Source organism: Sphingobacterium humi (genome assembly GCF_009768885.1).
Classification (GTDB): domain Bacteria; phylum Bacteroidota; class Bacteroidia; order Sphingobacteriales; family Sphingobacteriaceae; genus Sphingobacterium; species Sphingobacterium humi.
Map to the genome: position 1 here is coordinate 72,504 of NZ_WSQA01000009.1, position 23,358 is coordinate 95,861.

16 protein-coding genes are annotated in these 23,358 nt (G+C 48.0%); 10 read left to right on the plus strand and 6 right to left on the minus strand.

What is annotated here, in order from left to right:
* The first annotated feature begins 82 nt into the window (after nucleotides 1–82).
* Nucleotides 83–625: a hypothetical protein gene (locus tag GQF63_RS12675; protein WP_160369604.1), complete on the plus strand. Its 543-nt coding sequence runs from the start codon at nucleotides 83–85 to the stop codon at nucleotides 623–625.
* Here GQF63_RS12675 and tamL read toward each other — a convergent pair.
* Nucleotides 622–2,970: a translocation and assembly module lipoprotein TamL gene (tamL, locus tag GQF63_RS12680; protein ID WP_160369605.1), complete on the minus strand. Its 2,349-nt coding sequence runs from the start codon at nucleotides 2,968–2,970 to the stop codon at nucleotides 622–624. The two genes, GQF63_RS12675 and tamL, sit on opposite strands and share 4 nt — an antisense overlap.
* A 7-nt stretch (nucleotides 2,971–2,977) precedes the next feature.
* Between tamL and GQF63_RS12685 the strand changes: the two genes are divergently transcribed.
* Genes GQF63_RS12685 through GQF63_RS12695 form a run of 3 tightly spaced genes read left to right on the plus strand, consistent with a single transcriptional unit; the run spans nucleotide 2,978 to nucleotide 6,154 of the window.
* A complete protein-coding gene (locus GQF63_RS12685; protein WP_160369606.1) occupies nucleotides 2,978–3,733 on the plus strand; it encodes a TrmH family RNA methyltransferase in 756 nt (251 codons plus the stop codon).
* Nucleotide 3,734: 1 nt separating this feature from the next.
* Nucleotides 3,735–4,922: an MFS transporter gene (locus GQF63_RS12690; protein ID WP_160369607.1), complete on the plus strand. Its 1,188-nt coding sequence runs from the start codon at nucleotides 3,735–3,737 to the stop codon at nucleotides 4,920–4,922.
* A gap of 5 nt (nucleotides 4,923–4,927) precedes the next feature.
* Nucleotides 4,928–6,154 carry an AI-2E family transporter gene (locus GQF63_RS12695; protein ID WP_160369608.1) on the plus strand — a complete coding sequence of 409 codons (1,227 nt, stop codon included), beginning with the start codon at nucleotides 4,928–4,930 and terminating at the stop codon, nucleotides 6,152–6,154.
* Nucleotides 6,155–6,450: 296 nt separating this feature from the next.
* Here GQF63_RS12695 and GQF63_RS12700 read toward each other — a convergent pair whose 3' ends face one another.
* From GQF63_RS12700 to GQF63_RS12710, 3 genes are all read right to left on the minus strand, one after another.
* Nucleotides 6,451–9,390: a DNA polymerase III subunit alpha gene (locus GQF63_RS12700; protein WP_160369609.1), complete on the minus strand. Its 2,940-nt coding sequence runs from the start codon at nucleotides 9,388–9,390 to the stop codon at nucleotides 6,451–6,453.
* A gap of 82 nt (nucleotides 9,391–9,472) precedes the next feature.
* Complete coding sequence (locus tag GQF63_RS12705; RefSeq protein WP_160369610.1) at nucleotides 9,473–10,462, minus strand: endonuclease/exonuclease/phosphatase family protein; 990 nt, start codon at nucleotides 10,460–10,462, stop codon at nucleotides 9,473–9,475.
* A 49-nt stretch (nucleotides 10,463–10,511) separates the two neighbouring features.
* The gene (locus tag GQF63_RS12710) at nucleotides 10,512–11,504 is read right to left on the minus strand and encodes an endonuclease/exonuclease/phosphatase family protein (RefSeq protein WP_160369611.1); all 993 of its coding nucleotides are present in this window, start codon (nucleotides 11,502–11,504) and stop codon (nucleotides 10,512–10,514) included.
* 207 nt (nucleotides 11,505–11,711) lie between these two features.
* On the opposite strand from GQF63_RS12710, the gene GQF63_RS12715 reads away from it, so the two are divergent.
* From GQF63_RS12715 to GQF63_RS12725, 3 genes are read left to right on the plus strand one after another with little or no spacing between them, the layout of a single operon-like run.
* Nucleotides 11,712–12,887 (plus strand): glycosyltransferase family 4 protein, encoded by a 1,176-nt coding sequence (locus tag GQF63_RS12715; RefSeq protein ID WP_160369612.1) that lies wholly within the window; start codon nucleotides 11,712–11,714, stop codon nucleotides 12,885–12,887.
* A complete protein-coding gene (locus tag GQF63_RS12720) occupies nucleotides 12,872–13,888 on the plus strand; it encodes a flippase-like domain-containing protein (protein ID WP_212592570.1) in 1,017 nt (338 codons plus the stop codon). Before GQF63_RS12715 ends, GQF63_RS12720 begins: the two co-directional genes overlap by 16 nt.
* Entirely contained in the window at nucleotides 13,869–15,086 is a 1,218-nt protein-coding gene (locus tag GQF63_RS12725; RefSeq protein ID WP_160369614.1) for a glycosyltransferase family 4 protein, read from the plus strand. Before GQF63_RS12720 ends, GQF63_RS12725 begins: the two co-directional genes overlap by 20 nt.
* Here GQF63_RS12725 and dinB read toward each other — a convergent pair.
* Complete coding sequence (dinB, locus tag GQF63_RS12730) at nucleotides 15,083–16,264, minus strand: DNA polymerase IV (RefSeq protein ID WP_246163518.1); 1,182 nt, start codon at nucleotides 16,262–16,264, stop codon at nucleotides 15,083–15,085. The two genes, GQF63_RS12725 and dinB, sit on opposite strands and share 4 nt — an antisense overlap.
* Nucleotides 16,265–16,497: 233 nt before the next feature.
* On the opposite strand from dinB, the gene GQF63_RS12735 reads away from it, so the two are divergent.
* A complete protein-coding gene (locus GQF63_RS12735) occupies nucleotides 16,498–19,170 on the plus strand; it encodes a DNA gyrase/topoisomerase IV subunit A (protein ID WP_160369616.1) in 2,673 nt (890 codons plus the stop codon).
* A 577-nt stretch (nucleotides 19,171–19,747) separates the two neighbouring features.
* On the opposite strand, the gene GQF63_RS12740 is transcribed toward GQF63_RS12735, so the two are convergent.
* Entirely contained in the window at nucleotides 19,748–20,791 is a 1,044-nt protein-coding gene (locus GQF63_RS12740; protein WP_160369617.1) for a glycosylasparaginase, read from the minus strand.
* Nucleotides 20,792–21,026: 235 nt separating this feature from the next.
* Here GQF63_RS12740 and GQF63_RS12745 point away from each other — a divergent pair, with 235 nt between their 5' ends.
* Nucleotides 21,027–22,241 (plus strand): C40 family peptidase, encoded by a 1,215-nt coding sequence (locus GQF63_RS12745; RefSeq protein ID WP_160369618.1) that lies wholly within the window; start codon nucleotides 21,027–21,029, stop codon nucleotides 22,239–22,241.
* 2 nt (nucleotides 22,242–22,243) lie between these two features.
* The gene (locus GQF63_RS12750) at nucleotides 22,244–23,293 is read left to right on the plus strand and encodes a dipeptide epimerase (protein WP_160369619.1); all 1,050 of its coding nucleotides are present in this window, start codon (nucleotides 22,244–22,246) and stop codon (nucleotides 23,291–23,293) included.
* The last annotated feature ends 65 nt before the right edge of the window (nucleotides 23,294–23,358 follow it).

The following is a 23,358-nucleotide window of genomic DNA, read 5'->3' on the forward strand; positions in this document are numbered from 1 at the left end:
GATAAGGATACCCCGCAAATTAACGAAGGTGAAATTGCCCCTATTCGTTTTTTCAATGCAGGCAATTTTGTATCATTGCAGCATGAAAAACCTGTTTACCTTGATCCTGATCTTAGGCTTAAGTCAACTTCTGCCCCTGCCAAGCTTGGCACAGCAGGCTGCAATTGTTGATTTTGATGTGAAAGAGAACCTTTCGCAGAACGGGAAACTGGCGATTATTGCAGTAGATACGGCTGCAAAAACCAACAATAACATCCAGGGAAGCTATGCTTTCACCATCAATGGCTTTAAACAAGATCTACAGTTTACTGATGGTGTTGCGGTAACCGCTAACCCCATTGAATCCTCAACCTTTGTTTTCTTCAAACATGTGGAGGGCACGAAGGAAATTGGAAAATTGTACTTTCTGCGTGTTACAGACAAAGGAATCAGCCCCTATAAAATCTCTGGCTTTTTATTGATTATTATTCCCCTATTGATCTTATATATTGCCTATAAATTCAAGCGCTTCCTTATTACCCTGTTGGTATTGGCCTTGGTATACCTCTACCTGAACTACAGCAAGGGCCTTGATGTGAAACAATTGATTGAGAGCAGTATTTTGGGCTTAAAAGAATTGATTTAGAAAGGCATACCCACCCCGAAGTTGTATTGGATAAAGTTGTAGCGATCGGGTTTATGCGCATCGTAATAGATTTGCTTAAACTCCTTGGCATTGAAGAGGCGTCGGATCACCCATTGTTCCTTGCCTTTGAACTGCGGATCTTTCACCTTTAAGCCCGCATCTAAACGGATGATAAAATAATCCATATCTACCCGAAGGCCAAAGCCAGTACCGATAGCAATTTGCGACAGGAATTTATTGAATTTGAATTCACCATCCAAGTTGATGTTGTTTTCCTTGAGGTTCCAGATGTTTCCGGCATCCACGAAGGTCGCTCCATTTAATTTGGCCCCAAAGAAGTTATTCAACAGGCGGAAGCGATATTCGGCATTGGTTTCTATTTTTATTTCTCCCAATTGATCGAGGTTCCGCAGGTTGACACGCAGTTCCTCCCGAACCACCTCCCGGTTATAGCCTCCCGGCCCCAAGGTACGGGCTTGCCAGGCACGGATGCCATTCATACCGCCCGCAAAAAAGCTCTTCTCGAAAATCATCAACCTGGAGTTGTTCCCATACGGCAGGGCCAGTCCGGAGTTAAAGCGAAGCACAAATTGCTTATTGCCTCCCAAGAACTTATACCAGCGGTAATCGACCTCCCCCTTCACATATTGCAGGAAGGGCACCCCAAACAAGAGTTTCTCGCCATTGTCATTCTCCTTAAAGTTCACCATATTGCTGATGAGCCCTAAGATGTTCCCCGACATATCGATACCGCCACGGAAATAATTGAAGGTTTCTTTGCGCGTTAAACGCGGTGCATTATAGGTGAACGCATATTGTGCCCCCAAGCCAAAATACTGGCGGTGGTTACTCTCTACATAAAGCTGATAGCCTTCTTCCAATAGCTTCTGCCGGAAATCCTCATTTAAGCGACCATCGCGATACTCAATAACCACCGGCGTTAAGCTGTGCAGCATATTGCTAGACTGGTACCACATGTAGTTGAGGCTATTGATAAAATAGCGGTTGGCGTAGGTTTGATCTTGAAAGAATAATTGCAGGCTGGAGGAAAAAGTGGTACGTGGAATGCCGTAGCGGCCCACACTGCGCACACGGAATGGCGTCAGAATGCGCGGAAAAGACACATTGACCCCAAACTGTAAATCGTTGTTAAAGATTTTATCGGCTAAGCTTCCCGGTAAGCGGGTATCAAACAAGACCCCGTAGCGCAACTTCACCTCAATGGTTTCCGAGCCACCAAAGACATTGCGATGGGAGAAAGTGTTCCCGATATTAAAACCACTCATCCCCGAGGAGAAGGTGTACTCTCCTTCAATCTGGTTACTCATGGCTGCCCGCGGAATCAGGTTATAGTACACATCCAGCTTGGCAGAGTCTTTCTTTTCGTAATTGATCTTCACCGAACGAAAGCCATTGGTTTCGTATAATCTATCGTAAGAAAGTTCTTCGTTCTTGCTGTTATAGAGTTGTCCGGAGCGTAAATAGGCATAGCGCGCCAATGGACGAAGCTTAAACCGCAGCGTTTCATCGGTATATTGCATCTTGAACAGGCTATCGTAGCTTGCTGTTTCATTGCGCTTCAAACCGGGCTCGGCAGCTTCGATGCGGAAGTATACATCATCGATGGTATAGACCTGATGCTTGGCGGAGTCGTCGGGATTGGAAACTTGTAACTTAAGATCGGCTAACTGGGCTTTCCCCAAGGTATCAAGGCCTACCCGCATGTATTGACGCAGGTAATCGTAATAGCCGTTTTCGCGCATTTCATTGTATAGGTTCTCCCGCTCGGCATACAGGTCGGCAGCATCGTATTGCTTGCCTGTGCGCAAGCTGGATTTCGGGACTACCTTATCGTTATAAATGGCTGTAACTTTTGGATCCGCTACCTGCCTGGAGATATCACCAATAACATAGGGTTCCCCTAGGATAGCATCGAAATCGATCTGCGCCTTTTTCTTGCGGATTTCTATACTGGGTTGTACCTTGGCATTGAAATAGCCCTTGGTTTGTAAATAGCGTTGAATCTGATTGGCCGAAAGCTCGACCATGGCCGAGTCTAGGATATGCGGGGCCTCTCCTACGTTCTTGATGCGCTCGGTTTTATAGCGCCCGTCGCGGGTATTGAAGAGGTTGTAAATGGTGAGGTATAGGGGTGAATTGGGCCTGATTTCATTGGCCACATACAGCTGGGTGCTCTCTTTTAACTCCGGTGTCAGCCCATGGATATCGATATCAGTAACTAAAGCCTGATGGTCTTCCAAATACTTTGCTGAACGACAAGAAGCAAAAAATAGCAACAAAAACGTTATACTTGCAAAAAATAAAATACTTCTTTGTTTAGTCATTCATCCTATGTTGTCAAAAGCGCAAATCAGTCTCATAGCATCCTTACAGCATAAAAAATTCCGGAATCAGCATAGTTTGTTTGTGGTGGAAGGTATCAAATCCGTCATGGAGTTTGTTCATTCGACTTACAAGATACAAAAAATCTATGCTACTGCAGATGCCGCTACAAAATTGGGGAAAATACCGCAGAATATAAAACTCGAGGAACTCAACGAGGTTGAATTGGGAAAAATTAGCCAATTGAAGAATCCACAAGGGGCTTTGGCTTTGGTGGAATTGCCAATTACGGGCACTTTTAACCCGGTCGAGCTGAGTGGAAAGCACAGCTTGGTATTGGACGATGTGCAAGATCCGGGAAACCTGGGCACCATCATTCGTACGGCAGAATGGTTCGGCATTACGCATATCATCTGCTCGATTGGAACGGTAGACTGCTACAATCCGAAAGTGGTGCAAGCCACCATGGGTTCTCTATCACGGGTACAAATTCATTACTTGGATATCGAAGGCTTTTTAGCCCAGCAGAAGCTACCGGTATTTGGTGCTTTGCTGAACGGCAACTCCATCTATGAAACCGACTTTCAACAAGAGGGCTTGATTTTGATGGGCAACGAAGGGAACGGCATTCGGGAAAGCCTATTGCCACGTATTGATGCAGCGGTGACTATTCCGCGTATCGGAAAAGCAGAATCATTGAATGTAGCCATTGCAACCACCCTGTTCTGTTCAGAACTGGCGCGGCAGCAATTGCGGAAAGATTAATATGGAAGAACCTAGCGAACAAAAACTCTATACCCTACAATTTGGCTTACTCTGCCTGAGCTCCCTGCTGTTTTCGGCAAGCTTCAACATGATAATTCCGGAACTGCCCAACTACCTTTCCTCCTTGGGTGGAGCCGAACATAAGGGATTGATAATTTCGCTTTTTACCTTAACCGCAGGAATCTCCCGGCCTTTTTCGGGAAGGCTGACTGACAAATGGGGCCGCGTGCCGGTGATGGCCATCGGCTCAATTGTCTGCGTGCTCTGTGGCTTCCTATATCCTATTTTAACCAGTATTTCCGGTTTCTTTCTCCTTCGGCTGGTGCACGGTTTCTCCACAGGTTTTAAACCGACAGCCACCTCGGCCTATATTGCCGATATTATTCCTTCCTCGCGTTGGGGCGAAGCCCTGGGCATGCATGGCCTCTGCTTTAGTATCGGCGGTGCGATAGGTCCGGCAATTGGGAGTTATATCGCCATGCATTACGATTTGAACAGCATGTTCTACAGCTCCTCGGCCTTTGCCTTCTTCTCGATTATTATTGTGATGAACATGAAGGAAACCCTGGCGAATAAGCAACGCTTTACACCGAAGATGCTGCGGATTTCCAGAAGCGATATCATTGAGGTGCGGGTTATTCCGGCAGCTATCGTAACCTTGTTATCCTACTCGGCTTACGGTATTATCTTAACCTTAATTCCCGATTGGAGTGAGTACCTGGGCATTGCCAACAAAGGGATGTTCTTCCTGGCCTATACCCTAGCCTCCATTGCCATCCGCTTTGTGTCGGGCAAAGTAGCCGATCGTTATGGCCGTATTGCGGTAATGAAGGTAGGGCTGATTTTGATTACCATCTCGATATTTTATATCGGATATAGCGATAGTATTCTTAATTTAGTTATCGGTGCCTGTATCTACGGTATCGGTACGGGGATCTTTTCACCGGCGGTGAATGCTTGGACCATCGACCTCTCTCTGCCTCAATACCGCGGGAAAGCCATGGCCACCATGTATATCGCCCTGGAAGTAGGGATCGGGGCTGGCGCATTATTTGCAGGATATATTTTCCATGATCAGATTATGCGCATCCCTTATATTATGTACGGTGATGCAATCGTCGTCTTTATGGCATTCCTATACGTGTTGTATTGGGATAAAAAACGAAAAACCACGATTAACAACAAATAAAACCTATGGAAAATAGCCCATCAAAAAGACCTTATTCCTTTGAACTTGCATCCAGCCTATTGGCTACCGTGCTGATTATTGCACTGATGTATTTTACACAAAGTGTCCTACTTCCTTTACTTTTTTCCATTTTAATATCCATTTCTTTATTCCCTTTAGCCCGCTTCTTTGACCGCCTACACCTGGGGAAAGCATTTTCTTCCATCATGGCTGTGATCGTGGCGATTGCCATTATATCGGGATTGATGTGGTTTATTGTGCATGAAAGTATCATCATCGGCAAGGATGCCTCTTCCATTACGGATAAAGTGCTGTCGGTATTGGAACGTGGACAGGCCTGGATTGAGGATCAGTTCGGCATCCAACGTACCGAAGTGATGGAGCAGCTGCGCGATCAGGGTAACAAAGCCCTGGAGAATGCCGGCGGCGTCATTACAGCAACCTTCGGCTCCATCGGGAATATGATTGCCAGCGCTATTCTGGTGCCTTTATTTAGCTTTTTCTTATTGTATTATCGCGACTTCTTCCGGGAGTTTTTCTTCAAGGCTTTCCGCAATTCCCCGCAGCATAAAGTGAATGAGGTCTTAAATAAAATCTACGAGGTGGTGCAGAGCTACCTAGTTGGCTTAATTACCGTAATGGGTATTGTGGCCGTATTAAATACCGTTGGCCTCATGCTGATGGGCATTGAATACGCCTGGTTCTTCGGATCCCTAGCCTCCCTGCTGATGCTCTTGCCTTATATCGGTATTGCCATCGGCTCTATTCTGCCGGCTTTATTTGCCTTGGCCACAAAAGATAGCGCCTGGTATGCGGTAGGTGTTGTCGCCTGGTTCCAGGTGGTACAGTTTCTGGAAGGAAACATCATTACCCCGAACATCGTGGGCAGTAAAGTCAGCATTAACCCCTTGATGGCCATGATTGGTATCTTATTGGGTGGTATGCTATTTGGTTTGGCAGGCTTAATTCTGGCCCTACCTTTTATTGCGACGCTGAAAGTAATATTCGATGCCAGCCCAGGCATGTCGGCCATCGGATTCCTGATCGGCGAACCGGAGAAAGAACACCTCAAGCGCAATTCCACCCAAGAACTGCTCATGAAATGGGGCATCGTTCGAACCCCTAAAAACAAAAAGAAAATCAAAGTAGAAGTGAAAGTAACAACCGACCCTCCAAAAGGAGAACCCACCACCGAGGTATCTTATAAGGAGGTGAATGATAAATCTTCCTAGAAGAGAGATGTGAGATATGAGATGTGAGATATGAGAGCTGGGTGCATAGGTATGGTATGCTAAAGTTAACTACGAAGCTTCATCAAGCTACTGTATATATGTGACTTGGGAATATCCTAATATTTACAACAAAGCTTCATCCGTCTGCTGTATATATGTGTAACGTTGGAGTATATTAATATTTACAACAAAGCTTCATCAATCTGCTGTATATATGTGTAACGTTGGAGTATACTAATATTTACAACAAAGCTTCATCACGCCTACTCTCATATCTCAAATCTCATATCTCATATCTAATCATTTCCCCTCCCAAACACATAGCCTAGCTTTCGCATACTCAATACCTCCACGCTATACACGTCAAACTCTTCCATAACGCGGCCATGCAGCTCGTAGAAGCCATTGCCGAGAAAAGGATACTGCTTCATGACGGGTGGAAAATGGACGGTATCCAACCAGTCGCCATCGGCATCGAGGAAGGTGCCGAAGCACATGCGTTCCTTCTTGATGGTTCGGGTTTCTTTCAGCGTGACTAGGCGGCCGACGATCTTAATCTGCTGGCCCAGCAGCTGAGGCAGCTCACGCACATAATGGGTGCCATGCAGGTGCTGCGGATCGAGGAGCTCATAATAATCCCCGACAACAAAGCCCAGTAGGTCCATTTCATCTTTCAGGTCCTCCAGTCTGTCGACATCAAACTTAGGTAGGCTGAATTGCACTTCCTCCGATGCGAAGAGATGCGCCGGTTCTTCTACCTCGACGCGCTTGGCGCGGAAGTTAGCTTCCCAGAGTAGGGTCTTCTTATCGAGGCCGGTAAAGCGCAGGGCGCCGATACGAATCAGCAGGTTCAGCTGTTCGGGCTGAGGCTGCAGGCGATGCAACACATCCGATAGGTCTTGGTACGGGCCATGCTGCTGCCGTTCCTCGACGATGCGTTGGCCAAAGCTCTCCTCCAGGCCTTGCAGGTGGATAAAGCCTACATACACCTGGCTGCCCTCGATATTCGTGAGGTAATCGCTGTGGTTCAGGCAGGGCAGCTGCACCTCGCCCCCATTGCGCCGCAGCTCATGAAAGTAAAATTCCGTACGGTAGAAGCCTCCAAAGTTATTGATGACGGCCACATAAAACTCCTGCGGATAGTAGGTTTTCAGGAATAAACTCTGATAGCTCTCCACCGCAAAGGAAGCCGAGTGGCCCTTCGCAAAGGAATAGCCGCCGAAACTTTCCATTTGGCGCCATACCTCTGCGGTGACACTTTCTGCATAACCCTGCGCCTGGCAGTTGGCAAAGAACTTGGCCCGCATCAGTTCAAACTTATTTTCTGAGCGGTATTTACCACTCATGGCACGCCGTAAAATATCGGCTTCCTCCAAGGAGATACCACCAAAATGATGCGCCACCTTAATCACATCCTCCTGATAGACCATCACCCCGAAGGTCTCTTCCAGCAGCTCCTTCATCTTGGGGTGTAAGTATTCGACCTTATTCCGATCGTGATACCGCTCGATATACTGCTTCATCATCCCCGACTGCGCCACCCCCGGTCGGATAATGGAACTGGCCGCCACCAAGGTCAGGTAATCTGAACATTTAAGCTTGCCCAGGAGCTGCCGCATCGCGGGGCTCTCGATATAGAAGCAACCGATGGTATCGGCCTTTCTGATACGCTCGGCCAAGACAGGGTCGCGCAGAAACTGCTTCACCTGATGGATATCGATGGACTTGCCGCGGTTCTTCTCGACCAAAAGCAGGGCATCCTTGATATGTCCCAGACCACGCTGGCTCAGGATATCAAACTTAAAGAGCCCGACCCGATCGGCCTCGAACATATCCATATGCAGGGTATTGAATCCCTTGGGTGGCATCTCTACAACACCGTATTCATGCAGGGGCTTCTCCGAGATCAACACCCCACCGGCATGCACGCTGATGTGGTTGGGAAAGTCGACCAGCATGGCGCCATACTTCTGTATCCAACGCTGGATACCGTCTTCGGGATTCCACTCCCTTTGGTTCGCCAGCACGTCGATCTCCGCCTTCGGCAGCCCGAATACCTTGCCCAGCTCCCGAACAATAGCGCGCCGTTGAAAGGTATTGTACATCCCCAACAGCGACACATGCTGCCGTCCGTAGCGCAGAATCATATACTCGAAGATAAAATCTCGATCTTTCCAGCTGAAGTCGATATCAAAGTCTGGAGGGGAAGTACGGTTCGGATTTAGAAAGCGTTCAAAGTAAAGATCCAATTCCATGGGATCCACATCGGTAATCCGCAGGCAATAGGCCACGACCGAGTTGGCTCCACTCCCCCGCCCTACATGGTAAAATCCCTGCTCATTAGCATAGCGAAGGACATCCCAAACAATCAGAAAGTAAGCGTTGAAGCCAGACTGATTGATGATCTTCAGCTCCTTTTCCACGCGCTCCATGGCCTGTTTGTTCTTGGGGCCATAGCGTTGTCTACAGCCTTCTACTGCCAGCTTCGCCAGCAGTTCCTGATCGCCTTCCACGGAAGCGGTAAAGAATTTCTTATTCTTATCGACATGGAATTCCATATCGATGCTGCATTGCTGCATCACCTGCATGGTTTTACTGATGACCGATGGGAAACGGGCGAAAGCACCGACTAACACCGACTCTTCCAGAAAGGTTTCATTGGGGCCGGCAATATCTTCCTTATTCAATTTAGAGAGCAAGGTATTGTTGGCAATAGCCCTTAAGATGCGATGAAGATTGAAGTTCGCTTTATTCTGATAAGTCACTGGATGCAGAATCACCCAGCAATCGGCATCCAGCTGATCCTGCCAGTCCAGCTTTTGGGTATCCCCAACATCGAGTCCGATCAATTCTTGGCTTCGCAGGTCGGCAATTGGCGGATGCGCGGCATAAGGATAAATCACCCATACCCGATCCAAAGGGAAGTCAGGACGTTCCGGGAAGTCTATTTTTCGTTGCTTAAAATACGATAGAAAGCGGTGGATGGCGTGCAGCCCGGCATTATCTTTCGCCAGCAAGACATAGCATAAACGGTTTCCATTGCGCACTTCCGTCCCGATGATGGGCTTAATCTGGGCCTCCCGACATTTCAACACGAAGTCCCAACAATCGGCGGTAGAGTTAATATTGGTCAGGGCCAGGGTTTTGATACCTAGCAACTCAGCATGCTCTACCAGCGCCTTAGTAGCATACGTGCCATAATGAAAACTGAACCATGTCTTGCAATTCAAAAACATAGTACAAGATTAGTAAAAAGCTTTGATATTTTACTAAAAATATTAGCATTTACTCGAAATAAAGAGAGGCTAAAAGTGGGGGCTACACATAGACTTTCTGCAACTCAGGGAGTTCAAGCTGCTGCGTCACAGCAGCGAGCTGGCCATGCCATTCCCATTCAAACTGCATGGATACCGCCAGATGATCGGATAGCGCCTGATCCATCGCGTTGTTGAACAGCTGCCGCTCGACCTGATAATCGACCGGCTTAAACTTGAGTAACTCACTATCGCGAAAAAAGATCTTGTCCAGGCTCTCTGTATCATTCGTAAGGGAGAGCATGTGCTGGGCTACGAACTTAGGGATTACTTCCGGATAGCTATCCTTGCGGTAGTAATTGATCCAACCATCGGTCAATCCGGTGGCTTCCATAAACTCATAGAGGTTATCGCGTTTGTAGGCATAATGGGCATTAAAGTCGCCCATCACGATCAGGGGTTTCCCTTCCGAATGCGTTTGGATATAGTGCGCCAGCTGTCGGAAGTTCTCCCGTCGGGCGCGGGTGGCTCTCGCCACATCGCTAGAATTGGCATGCACGTTATAGACATCAATCACGATGCCCGGTGCCAATTGGATCTGGGTAAAGCTAAAGCCTTTCACGGTCCAGCAATCCGGGCCGCTGCAATGCCGCCAGGGAATGCGGTGATAGGCTAAAATAGGGTAATGCGACAAGGTATTGAGGCCGTCGCCCACTGGAATCTTCCCTTTATGATTTGTTCTAAAGGGATGTTCATTGCGGGAATAGAAGGCCTGATTATAGTTAAAGTCTTCCTGCACATTAACAATATGAAAGGGTTTTACTTTCTCCCCAATTTCCGCGATACTGTCTTTTCTAGGGGTTTTAGCGGCAGAGATGCCCTGGGGCAGTCCGGCGATATTGTAGGTCAAAACACGCAGCTCACCATGCAAAAGCAGGTTTTCCTCCTCCGTTTGTTGGTTTGGAAAATCAACGGAGATCAACTTATTCTTGAGGTTCTTAAAGAGGAACAACAAGACGATAATTAAAACAACAACAATAAATAGAATCGTCATCAATCAAGGGGTTTAAACAATTTACAATCCGATTGCCCTGTCCTGCCGACTAGTTTATAGCTGGGCTGGCTGCCTCGCGCAGTTGCCAGTCAAAGGCCATAGAAATAGCACAATGGTCGGAAAGAGCGGCTCCATGTTCATCTTGGAAGCGTTCCTTTTCCACTTTATAATCTTTCGGCACAAAGCTTAGTTTATCACTGTTACGGAAATAGATCTTATCGATGCTTTCGCAGTTTTCATGAACCTGCAAGGCATGGCGTGCTTTAAAGTCAGGCTGAAAGGCTGGCAACAGGCCCTGGTTGTTCAGGATAACCCAGGCATCGAGCATACCGCTATGTTGATGAAAGCTGCGGACATGGTCCTCGGCGAAGGCATAATGGGCATTAAAATCACCCATAATCAGCACGGCCTGGCAGGCAGACTGTTCCTGCAGGAAGCTGGCGAACTGTTGCAAGTTCTGCTTGCGCGCTTCTACTGCGGAAGGATTATCCTGCGCCGTAGCATGGATATTATACACATCGATGAAGGCGTCTTTTGCGAGTTGGATACGGGTATAGCTGAACCCTTTGGGAGTGAGGCAATCGGAGCCGCTGCAATGCGTCCAAGCGACGCGCTTCATCTCTACAATCGGGAAGCGAGATAAGGTGCTGAGGCCATCGCCGAACGGCACCCCGCCCATGCTTTCACTGCGATAAGGGTGGTTATTGAGCTGATAGAGTTCGTCGTTGTAATTAAAATCTTCCTGCACATTGACGATATCGAAGGCATCGATGCTTTGACCGATCTGCCGGATACTACGTGCTCGCGGGGTCTTGGCGCTGGAAATAAGCTGCGGCAGCCCGGCCACATTATAGGTTAGCACCTTAAACTCGCCGGATCGGGCGGCACTCAGGGGCGCTGCTTGCAGGTCGCGACTGGGTCGGGAGGCCCGACTTTGCTTGGCGCTAAAGAACAAACTCAGCAGGGCTAAGAGGGCGAGGAGGGTGAAGAACCGGAAGTTCCAGGATTTACTTTTAGGCGGGTAAGGAAGATTAATCAACATATGTATTTCAACGTTGCTCTATTACAAAAGTAGATGTACACTATAACCTGTATTTTGGTAAATCATTAAACATTTGTTTCGAAAAAAAAACCTATTTATTAAGTCGTTACAGTTCCTAAACAGCCCCTTCACCATTCCTTAACAATATCTTATCACCCACTAAATATGAGGGCTTTACCTTTACCCGAGTTGATAAAATCCTACTGTATGAAAAAAGTTGCCTTTTTCTCCGAAATCATGATTGAAGATTTTGATGGTGCCGCTCGAACGATGTTTCAACTGATTAACCGCATAGACAAAAACACCCACACTTATTTCTTTATATACGGCCGCGGGCCATCACAATTCCGAAACTTTCAAAGCCTTCGGGTGCCCACTTTACGCATGCCGATCAATGAGGATTACTGCTTTGCTATTCCACAATTGGCGAAGAGCAAGCTGGATCAGGCCTTGGATGCCTTTGCGCCGGATGTGATCCATATTGCCACGCCCTCCCTGTTGGGATTCTACGCATTAAACTACGCCAAGCGCAAGAAAATACCGGTGATCAGTATTTACCACACGCATTTCATTGCTTATATCGCTTATTATTTACGTCATTTCAACCCCCTGATCAAGCCCACCCAAAACTGGATGCAGGGAGCTATGCAACGCTTTTACAACCAATGCCAGCAGGTATTGGTACCTACGCAGGGAATTATGAAGGAGCTGCAGCAGTTGGGCATTGAAGGCGACCGGTTAGCCTTGTGGCAGCGTGGTATAGACAGCAGACTCTTCCACCCCGACAAGCGAAACCCGGACTATATTCGGGGCATCAGCCAAAACGACAAGCCCAATATCCTGTTTGCCAGCCGCTTGGTTTGGGAGAAAAACATCAGCACCCTAATCGCTATCTATAAACTGCTGGAGCATGAAGGCATGCCCTACAACCTGATTATTGCGGGCGATGGTGCCGCCAAGGGCGATGCGATGCAACAGATGCCGCAGGCTATTTTCATGGGCAAGTTGAACCACCAGGAACTGGCCAGCCTTTATGCATCGGCGGATGCCTTTGTCTTCACCTCCACCTCCGAAACATACGGCAATGTGGTTATCGAAGCCATGGCCTCCGGTCTTCCCTGCGTTATTGCCAATGGCGGTGGCAGCGCCTGTTTGGTCGAGCATGGCCAAACCGGATTTAAATGCACGCCCAATAATGCCAAGGAATACCTACATTTCCTCAAGAAGGTCTTAAGCCAGGCCTCCTTACGTGAGGAGCTGATTAGTGCCGGCCTAGCCTATGTTAAACCCCTGGATTGGGGTCGACTGGCGCAGACCTATTTTGCACAAGTCGATAGCCTTAGCGAAGCGAGCCAGCCAGCATTTGTATGGGCGGCAAGCTAGTTTCGCGACGATCCCTATTGAAGTGGATCCTCTTAAGCATCATCCTGATTTTCATTGGCCTCTTTATTGCCAACACCGATTTCACGGCCACCTGGCAGGCCTTGCGCGGCATTGGCTTTCAATTTCTATACCTCATGGCCATCAGTTATGTGGCCTACTTCTTCGGCACCTGGTCCTGGCATGTGTGCTTAGGCGAGGGTCGGTCGAAGATTAGCCTACTGCAACTCTTCTGCGTGCGCCAGGTTGGGGAAACCGTGGGACAATACAACCCGACCAGCATTATCGGCGGCGACTTGCTGAAAGCCGAGTTGCTGCAGCCCTATCACATTCCACAGCGGCAGGCCCTGCATAGCGTTGCCCTCTCGCGCATCACGACGGTACTTTCTCAAGTATGCTTATTGCTGTTGGCCAGCCTCTGGCTCTTGTTCCAGGCTAGCCATAGCCCCAGCTTAAGCAGCCTTATTCCCTATCTATCCTGCTTTATTGGGCTTTTGATTTTATTTCATATCCTATTCTTTTACTGGTTATTGCGGAAAGCTCCTGCGGTTGCAGGCGGCGCAGCAAGCCAGTCGCAGTCCTTTTGGCGGCGCTGGATGAAACGCCTGCAATTGCTGCTGCAAGACATCCGAAACAGCTACCAAACCAATCCCAAGCTGTTTTGGCAGTCTTACCTGTTGGCGACCATCCATTGGTTAATCGGCAGCTTGGAGTTCTACCTGATCCTCCATTTACTGGGCTACCCCATTCAACTCATGGAAGGTTTACTGCTTGATATGAGTGTTATTGCGTTCAAAAGCTTGGGTGCTTTTATTCCCGGGCAGCTGGGGGTAGAAGAATTAGGCAACAAGCTCTTATTGGGGATGCTTGGCATTGGCTCCGGCACGGTATGGATTACGGTTTCCATACTTCGGCGGGCGCGTCAGCTAGCTTGGATAGGCCTTGGTTTTATCCTTTATTTTTTCCTAAAAAAAGACCTCAAACATGTCCACAACGAAGCCTGAAATTCTCTTTGTCAGCCATAAATATCCCCCGGCTACCGGCGGTATGGAAAAGCAGAGCTACGAGCTTATCCAAGGTGTCTCTGTCTTAAGCAAGGTGCATTACCTGGTCTATAAAAAAGGGAAAGGCAGTCTTTTACGGTTCTTTTGGAGCTTAAACAAGCAGATCCTACAGCTGCTGAAGGCACATCCGGGCATTCAGCTTATCCATTTCAACGATGGGCTGTTGGCTGCTGTGGCACTCTTCCACCGGGGTTATGCCCATATCAAACGGGCTGTCACCATCCACGGATTGGATGTGGTCTTTCCGCTGCCCTATTTTCAACAACATATCCTTCCCAAGTTCAACCGTTACGATCTTATTATTGCGGTTAGCGAGGCCACGGCGCAGGCGGCTATTGCCCGGGGCATACAGCCGGAGAAAGTGCAAGTCATCAACAATGGTGTCGACCGGCAGCTGGCACAGCAGGGCTTATCTCGGGAGCTGCTTGCCCAGCGCTATCCTGTGCTGCAGACCGGCAAGCCCTATATGCTTACGCTGGGACGCCCGGTAAAGCGCAAGGGCTTCTCCTGGTTGCTAGACAAGGTGTGGCGCGATATGCCCGGCGATGTGCTGCTCTTGATGGTTGGCCCCTTTCAGCAAAGGGCGCCATTGTCAGAAAAACTGCTCCAGCTGCTCCCGCGCAGCTGGCGACACCTGCTCAGCTTATTCCTAGGCTATCCTTCCGATGCGCGGGCCATCCGGAAGCTGCTCCGCGATCCGCAGCTTGCCCCAAGGCTGCAGCATTTGGGCAAGGTGCCCTTAGCCGAGCTACAAGCCCTACTGGCACATGCCTCGGCCTTCCTGATGCCCAATATTGAAGTACCCGGCGATATGGAAGGCTTTGGTTTAGTGTGCCTGGAGGCTTCTTTGGCGGGCAGTTTAGTGCTTGCCGCCCGAACGGAGGGCATTTGCGATGCCATTCGCCATCAGCAAAACGGCTTGCTATTGCCCAGTGGCGATGCGCAGGCCTGGAAAGCACAGCTACAGCAGGTATTTGCTGCCCCCGCCTATTATAACCAGCAGCGCCAAGCCTTCCAAGCCTATTCGGCGGCGCATTATAGTTGGGAGGAGATGGCCCAGGCCTACTTGGTGGCCTTCCAAGGCTGTTGCCAGCCCTCCTTGTCTGCTTCCGGCGCAGCAGCACGGCAAGCCATTTAAGAGCCGACGCGTTTCTTCAGCTCGCCCTTGGGCAGGGAGATGGCCCTTTTCACGGCTTCCTCGCCATAGCGCGCGCGCATGGCATCCATGGCTTGGTACAGGCGCACGGCCTCTTCGGTATCTTCGAAGAGGTTAATCTGCTGCGAGCCCTGCACCAGGTGGCTAAAGCGCACCCCAATCAGGCGCACCAGGATCCGTTTTTCATAGAGTTTCAGAAACAGTTCTTTTGTTTTTTTCAGCAGCACCGCATCCGAGGCTGTATAGGGAATCACCATTTGTTTGCTGACGGTATCAAAGTTTGCATAGCGCAATTTCACGGTCACACAGCCCGTTAGGCGCTGTTGTTTCCGCAGCTGAAAGGTTAGCTTTTCCGTCATGCGAATCAGCTCGCTCTGCAAAAACACCATATCGATGGTATCCTGCATAAAGGTTTCTTCGGAACCGATACTTTTTTGTTCGGAATAGGGAATAATAGGCGAAGGGTCGATACCATTGGCCTTGCGGGAGAGTTCTACGCCGTTTTTGCCGAGGAGGTTTTGCATCATGGGCACGGGAATCTCGCTCAGCAGCTTAATGGTGCGCACGCCCATCTGCTGCAAGAGGGTACTGGTTTTCTCGCCAATGCCGGGCATGCGCTGAATGCGCAGGGGTGCCAGGTAAGACTTTTCCAGGCCATGGGCAATTTCCCGCATCCCATCGGGTTTGGCATCATCGGTCGCCACCTTACTGATCAGTTTATTGGAGGCCAGGGCATAGCTGATGGGCAGGCCGCTTTCTTTTTTGATTTTATTTTTAAGCTCCACCATAAATTTGCTGCAGCCAAAAAAGCGATCCACGCCGGTCAGATCCACATAAAACTCATCTACACTGGCTTTCTCCATCAGGGGCACCGTATCGCGCACCACATCGGTCACCAGGCGCGAGTAATAGCTGTAGCTGTCCATATCGCCACGCAGCACAATGGCATGCGGACAAAGGCGCAAGGCCAGCTTCATGGGCATGGCACTATGCACGCCAAAGCGCCTCGTTTCATAGCTGCAGGCCGATACCACGGCCCTATCGCTCATGCCCCCCACAATCAAAGGTCTGCCCTCCAATTCGCTATTCTTTAAACGCTCGACACTTACAAAAAAGGTATCCAGGTCTAAATGGGCAACATACCGCTTATTATCAAGCATTTCCATCCCGTTCCTCCGAAAAAATCCATTCAAAAATACTAATATTTTTAGCAAAACAACGATAAAAAGAAAATATAAACCCCTTCGTTGCTTTCGGTACAGGATGAAATGCAGCGGGCAGCCATACATTCGGGCAGCAAGCGCCAATTGATAGCCTAAAATAAAATGATTTTTGTATTTTTACAGGGTTTGCCAATAAAGGGCAAACCTTTCTAATTTTTACGGAACAGTAAATGAGTGACGAAATCAACAACACAGACGAAGAACAAGAATCCACACAGAACCAAGATGCCCAAAGCAGTACCATTGCTTTATCGGGATTATATGAAAACTGGTTTTTAGATTATGCATCGTATGTTATTTTAGATCGTGCCGTACCGCACATCAACGATGGGTTTAAGCCTGTACAACGCCGCATCCTGCACTCCTTGAAGGAGATGGACGACGGTCGTTACAATAAGGCCGCCAACGTCATCGGTAACACCATGAAGTACCACCCCCACGGGGATGCTTCCATTGGCGATGCGATGGTACAGATTGGGCAGAAAGATCTGCTCATCGATTGCCAGGGAAACTGGGGCGATCCGATTACCGGCGACTCGGCTGCCGCCCCCCGTTATATCGAGGGTCGTCTTTCCAAGTTTGCCAATGAGGTTGTTTTCAACCCCGACACGACGGAATGGCAACTGAGCTACGACGGCCGGAACAAGGAACCTGTTACCCTGCCGGTAAAATTCCCATTGCTATTGGCGCAGGGTGCCGAAGGTATTGCCGTAGGTTTGGCCACCAAGATTATGCCGCACAACTTCAACGAATTGATCGAAGGTTCTATCCAGGTGTTACGTGGCGAGCGCCCATCGATTTATCCGGACTTCCCGACCGGCGGTTTAGCCGACGTATCGGGTTATAATGAAGGGATGCGCGGAGGCAAGATTCGCGTACGTGCGAAAATTGAAGAACGCGATAAAAAAACCTTAGCCATTACGGAGATTCCTTTTGGAACCACCACGGGCAGTTTGATCGATAGTATTGTATCGGCGAACGAAAAAGGGAAAATCAAAATCAAGAAGATTGAAGATAATACGGCCAAGGACGTAGAAATTATGGTGCATTTAGCACCGGGTATTTCTCCCGACGTAACCATTGATGCCTTGTATGCCTTTACGGGTTGTGAAACTTCCATTTCACCGAACACCTGTGTCATCAAGAACAACAAGCCTTACTTCATGAGTGTGAACGATATATTGATCGAGAACACCAAGCAGACAAAGAACCTGCTGAAAATGGAGTTGGAAATTCGCTTGAATGAATTGCAGGAGCGGATTTTCTTCAGTTCCTTGTTGAAGATCTTCATCCAAGAAGGGATGTACAAACACCCGGACTATGAGAATGCGGGCGATTTTGACACCGTTGTTGAAGTGTTGAACCGTTTATTCGAGCCTTTCTTCGATCAGTTCTACCGTCCTATCCTTCCGGAAGACTACAAACGCCTGATCGACAAACCGATGAGTAGCATTACGCGCTTTGACGTGAAGAAGGCCGATGAAATGATGAAGGCCCTGGAAGAAGAGATTAAAGAGGTACGCAAAAACTTGCGTAACCTCACAGAATATGCTATTAAATGGTTCGAATATATCCGCAGCAAATACGGCAAAGACCGCGAGCGCAAGACGGAATTACGGATCTTCGATAAGGTGGAAGCCACACAGGTGGCCTTGGCCAATGCCAAGCTCTATGTGAACCGTGAGGAAGGCTTTATCGGTACCAACATGAAGAAAGACGAGTTGGTAAGCGATTGTTCCGACATCGATGATATTATTGTGTTCCGTGCCGATGGCAAGTATTCTGTCGTAAAAGTGCAGGATAAGGTGTTCGTAGGCAAGGACATTATCCATGTGGCGGTCTTTAAGAAAGGTGACGAGCGCACGGTATACAATGTGATTTATAAAGACGGCGGCACCGGCAACAGCTATATCAAACGTTTCTCAGTGACGGGGGTTACCCGCGACAAGGACTACGATATGGGCAAGGCCAGCAAGGGTTCTAAAATCCTATATTTCACAGCTAATGCCAATGGTGAGGCCGAAGTGGTGAACATCCAATTGAAGCCACACAGCAAGCTGCGGAAGCTAACTTTTGATATGGACTTTGCAGAAATTGCCATCAAGGGTCGTGCTTCACAAGGAAACCTCGTGAGTAAGTTCCCTGTGAAAAAGATCAGTTTCAAGAGTGCCGGCGTTTCTACCCTAGCGGGACGTAAGATTTGGTATGATGAGGTATTGAAGCGCTTAAATGCCGATGAGCGAGGTCGCTTCTTAGGCGAGTTTGATGGCGATGATAAGATCTTATTGGTGATGAACGATGGTAGCTATGAGCTATCGAACTTCGACCTGAACAACCACTTCGACGAGAAGATGATCCGCATGGAGAAATTCTATCCCGAGCAAGTGTATACCGCCATCCACCAAGACGGAAAAACAGGAACCTATTACGTGAAACGCTTTAACTTCGACGATCTGCCGGTGGGCAAGCGCACGAAGTTTATTGGGGAAGAAAGTAAGCTGATTACCCTTACGAATAACGAAGCACCAGTAGTTGCCCTGAATATCCTGAAAGGGAAATCGCAAACCAAAGAGTCTTTCGAGCAGTTACTGACCGAGATTGTGGATGTCAAAGGCATGAAAGCCCAAGGCAATCGTTTATCCTTCCATACCGTGCAAAAGATTAAGCTCTTAACGGAAGAGGTGGATCTATCGCAGAAACAGGAGATAGAGGTTGCGGAAGAAGCTGGAGAAGCTGTAGTTGATAGCGAGGTTGCGTCTACTGATGCGACAGATATCCCTTTGGAAATCACCAATCCTGATGATATTAAATTGGATGACAACGGTCAGATGGGGCTTTTCTAGTTTAGATGTGAGATATGAGATGTGAGATATGAGAGTAGGGCTGTTAGAAAACTGCGGCACGCTTTGTACCGCGTTGTGGCCAAAGTTGTCATGGTGAGCGGAGTCGAACCATTGGTACGTCAATACAATCAGCAACACTAATCAATGATAACTGAAGTGCACTATTGGTAGATTACTACAACAAACGCTTAATAATATTGCGGCCCGTTTTGCATAACAAAACGGGCCGCTTTCTTTATGGTCGTGCCACCCCCTTTTTATTACACAAAACACTATTTATAAACAAATTACACATAATTGATTGCACTGACGTACCAGTCGTTCGTGGTTCGACTCCGCTCACCATGACAACCCCATGACAAACCTATGACAACACTAACTACTAACTACTAACTACTACTGCATCCCCCCCTTACTCCCCCCTTTCTCTCCCCTTTCTCACCCGTATCAAACCCCTTTCAAGAGGGCTAATCAAGGGCAGTGAAAAAGGAAAGAAAAAGCCAAAATAAGCCAGCGTACAAAAGAAAAGACCTGCTCGGTTAGAAGCAGGTCTTTACATACCTTATTTGAGGTCTTTTTATTTTGTTTCTTCGGCTTGGTAGTGGAATTTTCCTTTTTCGATGAGGTCTTGTTTTTCGGCGTGGCATACGGCGAAGGTAAAACCATCTTGCAGGGCATAGGAGCCATACTCGCCTTGTTTGTTTAAGGCTAGGAATCCGACTTGAATATTCTTGGCGATGTCAGGTTTTTTCTTCACGATCCGCATCACGGCTTCTTTACAGGCTTCTTCGGGTGAATAGCCTTGGCGCATCAGTTCAACGACGAGGAAGCTGCCCACGGTACGGATCACCTCTTCGCCCACACCGGTTGATGTAGCGCCACCAACCTCATTGTCTACATACAGGCCGGCGCCTATGATGGGGCTATCTCCTACGCGGCCACGCATCTTAAAGGCCATTCCGCTAGTGGTACAAGCACCAGACAGGTTGCCCTGTTCATCGAGTGCCAACATGCCGATGGTATCGTGGTTATATTCATTGCCGGGCAATTTCTCGGCGGCAAAGGCTTTATTTTCGATGTTCATGACAGGGGAATAGTTTTTCTCTTTTAACCATTCTTTCCATGCTTTTTCGGAGGAAGGAATCAATAGGTTTTCCTTCTGAAAGCCATTCTCCAGGGCGAATTGCAAGGCCCCTTCACCAACCAACATGACGTGTGGTGTTTTCTCCATCACCAAGCGGGCTACCGAAATGGGGTGTGCGATATGCTCTAAGGCGGCTACGGATCCACAATTTCCGGCTTCATCCATGATGCAGGCATCCAGGCTGACATGTCCATCGCGGTCGGGATATCCCCCTTTTCCGACGGTAGGGTTCGAGAGGTCGGCTTCGGCCACTTGCACACCTTTTTCGACGGCATCCAACGCGCGCCCTTGCTTACCCAGGATTTCCCAGGCTGCTTTATTTGCAGCGACACCAAAGTCCCATGTCGAGATCACAATAGGCTTTTTCGGGTTTGCGGCCGATTTATTTTTAGGGTCGCAAGCGACGGCTGCGACCAGCGTTCCGATGGAGGCTGCGCCCAATACGGACTGTTTAATGAAGTTTCTTCTTGAATGCATAAGATACAATATTAAACAATGGCGTAAGTTTTGGCAAATTATTCCAGCATTTGCTAGAACGTTCTAGCTATTATGAAAATGGTAAGAATGACAACGTTTTTTCGTTAAAATGGCATAATAATGCATATTTCCATCAAACTGTGGATAAAATCACGTAAAAAAATGCTTGTTTGACCGGATAAATTCGCATATTTATGCATATTTACCAAAAACAATTTATCAAAATTCTTGAGCAATGCAGAGAAAATTTTTTCATATCGTTTGCTTTTCCTTGTGTGCCATGCAATTTGCGCAGGCACAAACGGATTCAACGGTATACAAACGTGTGCTGGAGCTTGTAAATGAAGCAAAAAAAGAATACGCACCGGATAAACGGACCAAAATTGTGGCCCTCACCCAGGCAGATGCCAAAACCAATCAGTATTATATTGAATCTACTGTTCCGCAGGCCAATGCTTTTATTGAAAGCCAAGCTAAGGGACTTTCCGCCAACCTTCACTTTAATAATCTTCCGGATAGTACCGTTGGCGAAAAAATATACGGTGTTGTCAACCTTTCGGTAGCCAATTTCCGCACACAACCGGGGAATGCTTCCGAAATGGCTACGCAAGCTATCTTAGGAACACAGGTTGATATTTTACAGAAGCTGCAAGGCGATTTACGCGTAAGAACACCTGAAGGCTATATTTCCTATGTGCCGGCTTCCTCTGTAGTTGCAATGGATAAGGCTGCCCTGAACGCTTGGAAAGCCAAGAAAAAAGTAATCTATACGCAAGAATTTGGCAAGTCTTACTCCAAAGCCGACCAAAGCAGTCAGCGGGTTTCCGACTTGGTATACGGAAATATTCTAGCCTTGGAATCGGAAGGGAAATCGTACTACAAAGTTTCCTATCCGGACAAGCGCATTGCCTACCTTCCGAAAACAGAAGCGGTAAGTTTTGAGCAATGGTTAAAAACGCGCAGTTTAAATTCCGATAATGTATTGGCCAGTGCACGCAGCATGATGGGCTTGCCTTATTTATGGGGTGGCACCTCGGTAAAAGGTGTAGATTGTAGTGGTTTCACCAAAACCGCCTTTTACATGAATGGCTACGTCATTCCGCGGGATGCTTCACAGCAGGTGTTGGCGGGAGAAGCTGTGGATATTTTAGGTGCTGACGGGCATTTTGATGCACAAAAAGCCTTAAAAAACTTGAAGCCTGCCGATTTATTATTCTTCGCTGCCGGCAAGAACAACAACCCGAATGCGCGTGTGACGCATGTGGCCATGTATATTGGCAATGGGGAGTTTATCCATGCTGCCGGTACGGTTCGCATCAATTCCATGTTGAAGGATGCCAGCAATTACGATGATTTCCAAACCCGCACGGTTGTTGCCGCCAAGCGCTACATTGGTGCTCAGGACGCGCAGATTCAGAAAATTCAAGAAAACCCTTATTACAAACCATAACGATGAATGCAACTTGGGAAACTAAAAAAATGGGGAAATTTACGCTTCGGTTCCGCCCTTATACGCTGGAACTAAGGCATGTGTTTACCGTAGCCTCTTTTAGCCGTTCGACCACACCCGTGGTATTGACTGAGTTGGAGTATGAAGGCGTGGTAGGCTATGGGGAAGCCAGTATGCCGCCTTATTTGGGCGAATCGCAAGACAGCGTTTGCGACTTTCTACGCAAGGTAGACCTGTCGGGTTTTGATTCTCCCTTTCAAACGGCCGAGATTTTACATACGGTCGATTTAATCGCCGCAAAGAATACCGCAGCAAAAGCTGCGCTTGATATTGCCTTGCACGATTTACTGGGGAAATTGATGCAGCAGCCTTTTTATAAAATCTGGGGTTTAAACCCGGATCTTATTCCGCCGACTTCCTACACCATCGGTATAGATACCGAAGAGATGATTCGGAAGAAGGTTGCCGAGGCTTCCCAATTCAAGATCCTCAAGGTAAAGTTAGGCTTGGATACCGATAAAATGATTATTGATACCATCCGTTCGGTGACCGACGTGCCTTTATGTGCGGACGTGAACCAAGGTTGGAAAAATAAGGAAGAGGCCGTGGAAATGGCACATTGGCTTCATGAGCGCAATGTGGTATTCCTGGAGCAACCCATGCCTAAAGAAATGATGGACGAGAATGCCTATTTAACGGAGCACTCGCCCATTCCAACCATTGCCGATGAGGCTTGCCAACGCTTAGCTGATGTGACGAAGTTACAGGGGGTGTATACGGGAATTAACATCAAGCTGATGAAGTGTACGGGGATGCGCGAAGCCAAGCAAATGGCCGAGCTTGCACGAGCCTTAGACATGAAAGTGATGCTCGGTTGTATGACGGAAACATCCTGTGCTATATCTGCGGCAGCACAATTAGCTCCTTTAGTAGATTGGGCAGATTTGGATGGCGCCTTATTAATTGGCAACGACATTTTCGATGGCATGTATGTAGAAGATGGTCTTTGCAAGCTACCGAATCGCCCGGGGATTGGAATTTTGAAAAATTAAGTACCTTTAAACAAACATAAATTACCTAAGAAAAACAAAAACAACGGCTCGTTTATAGCAACACA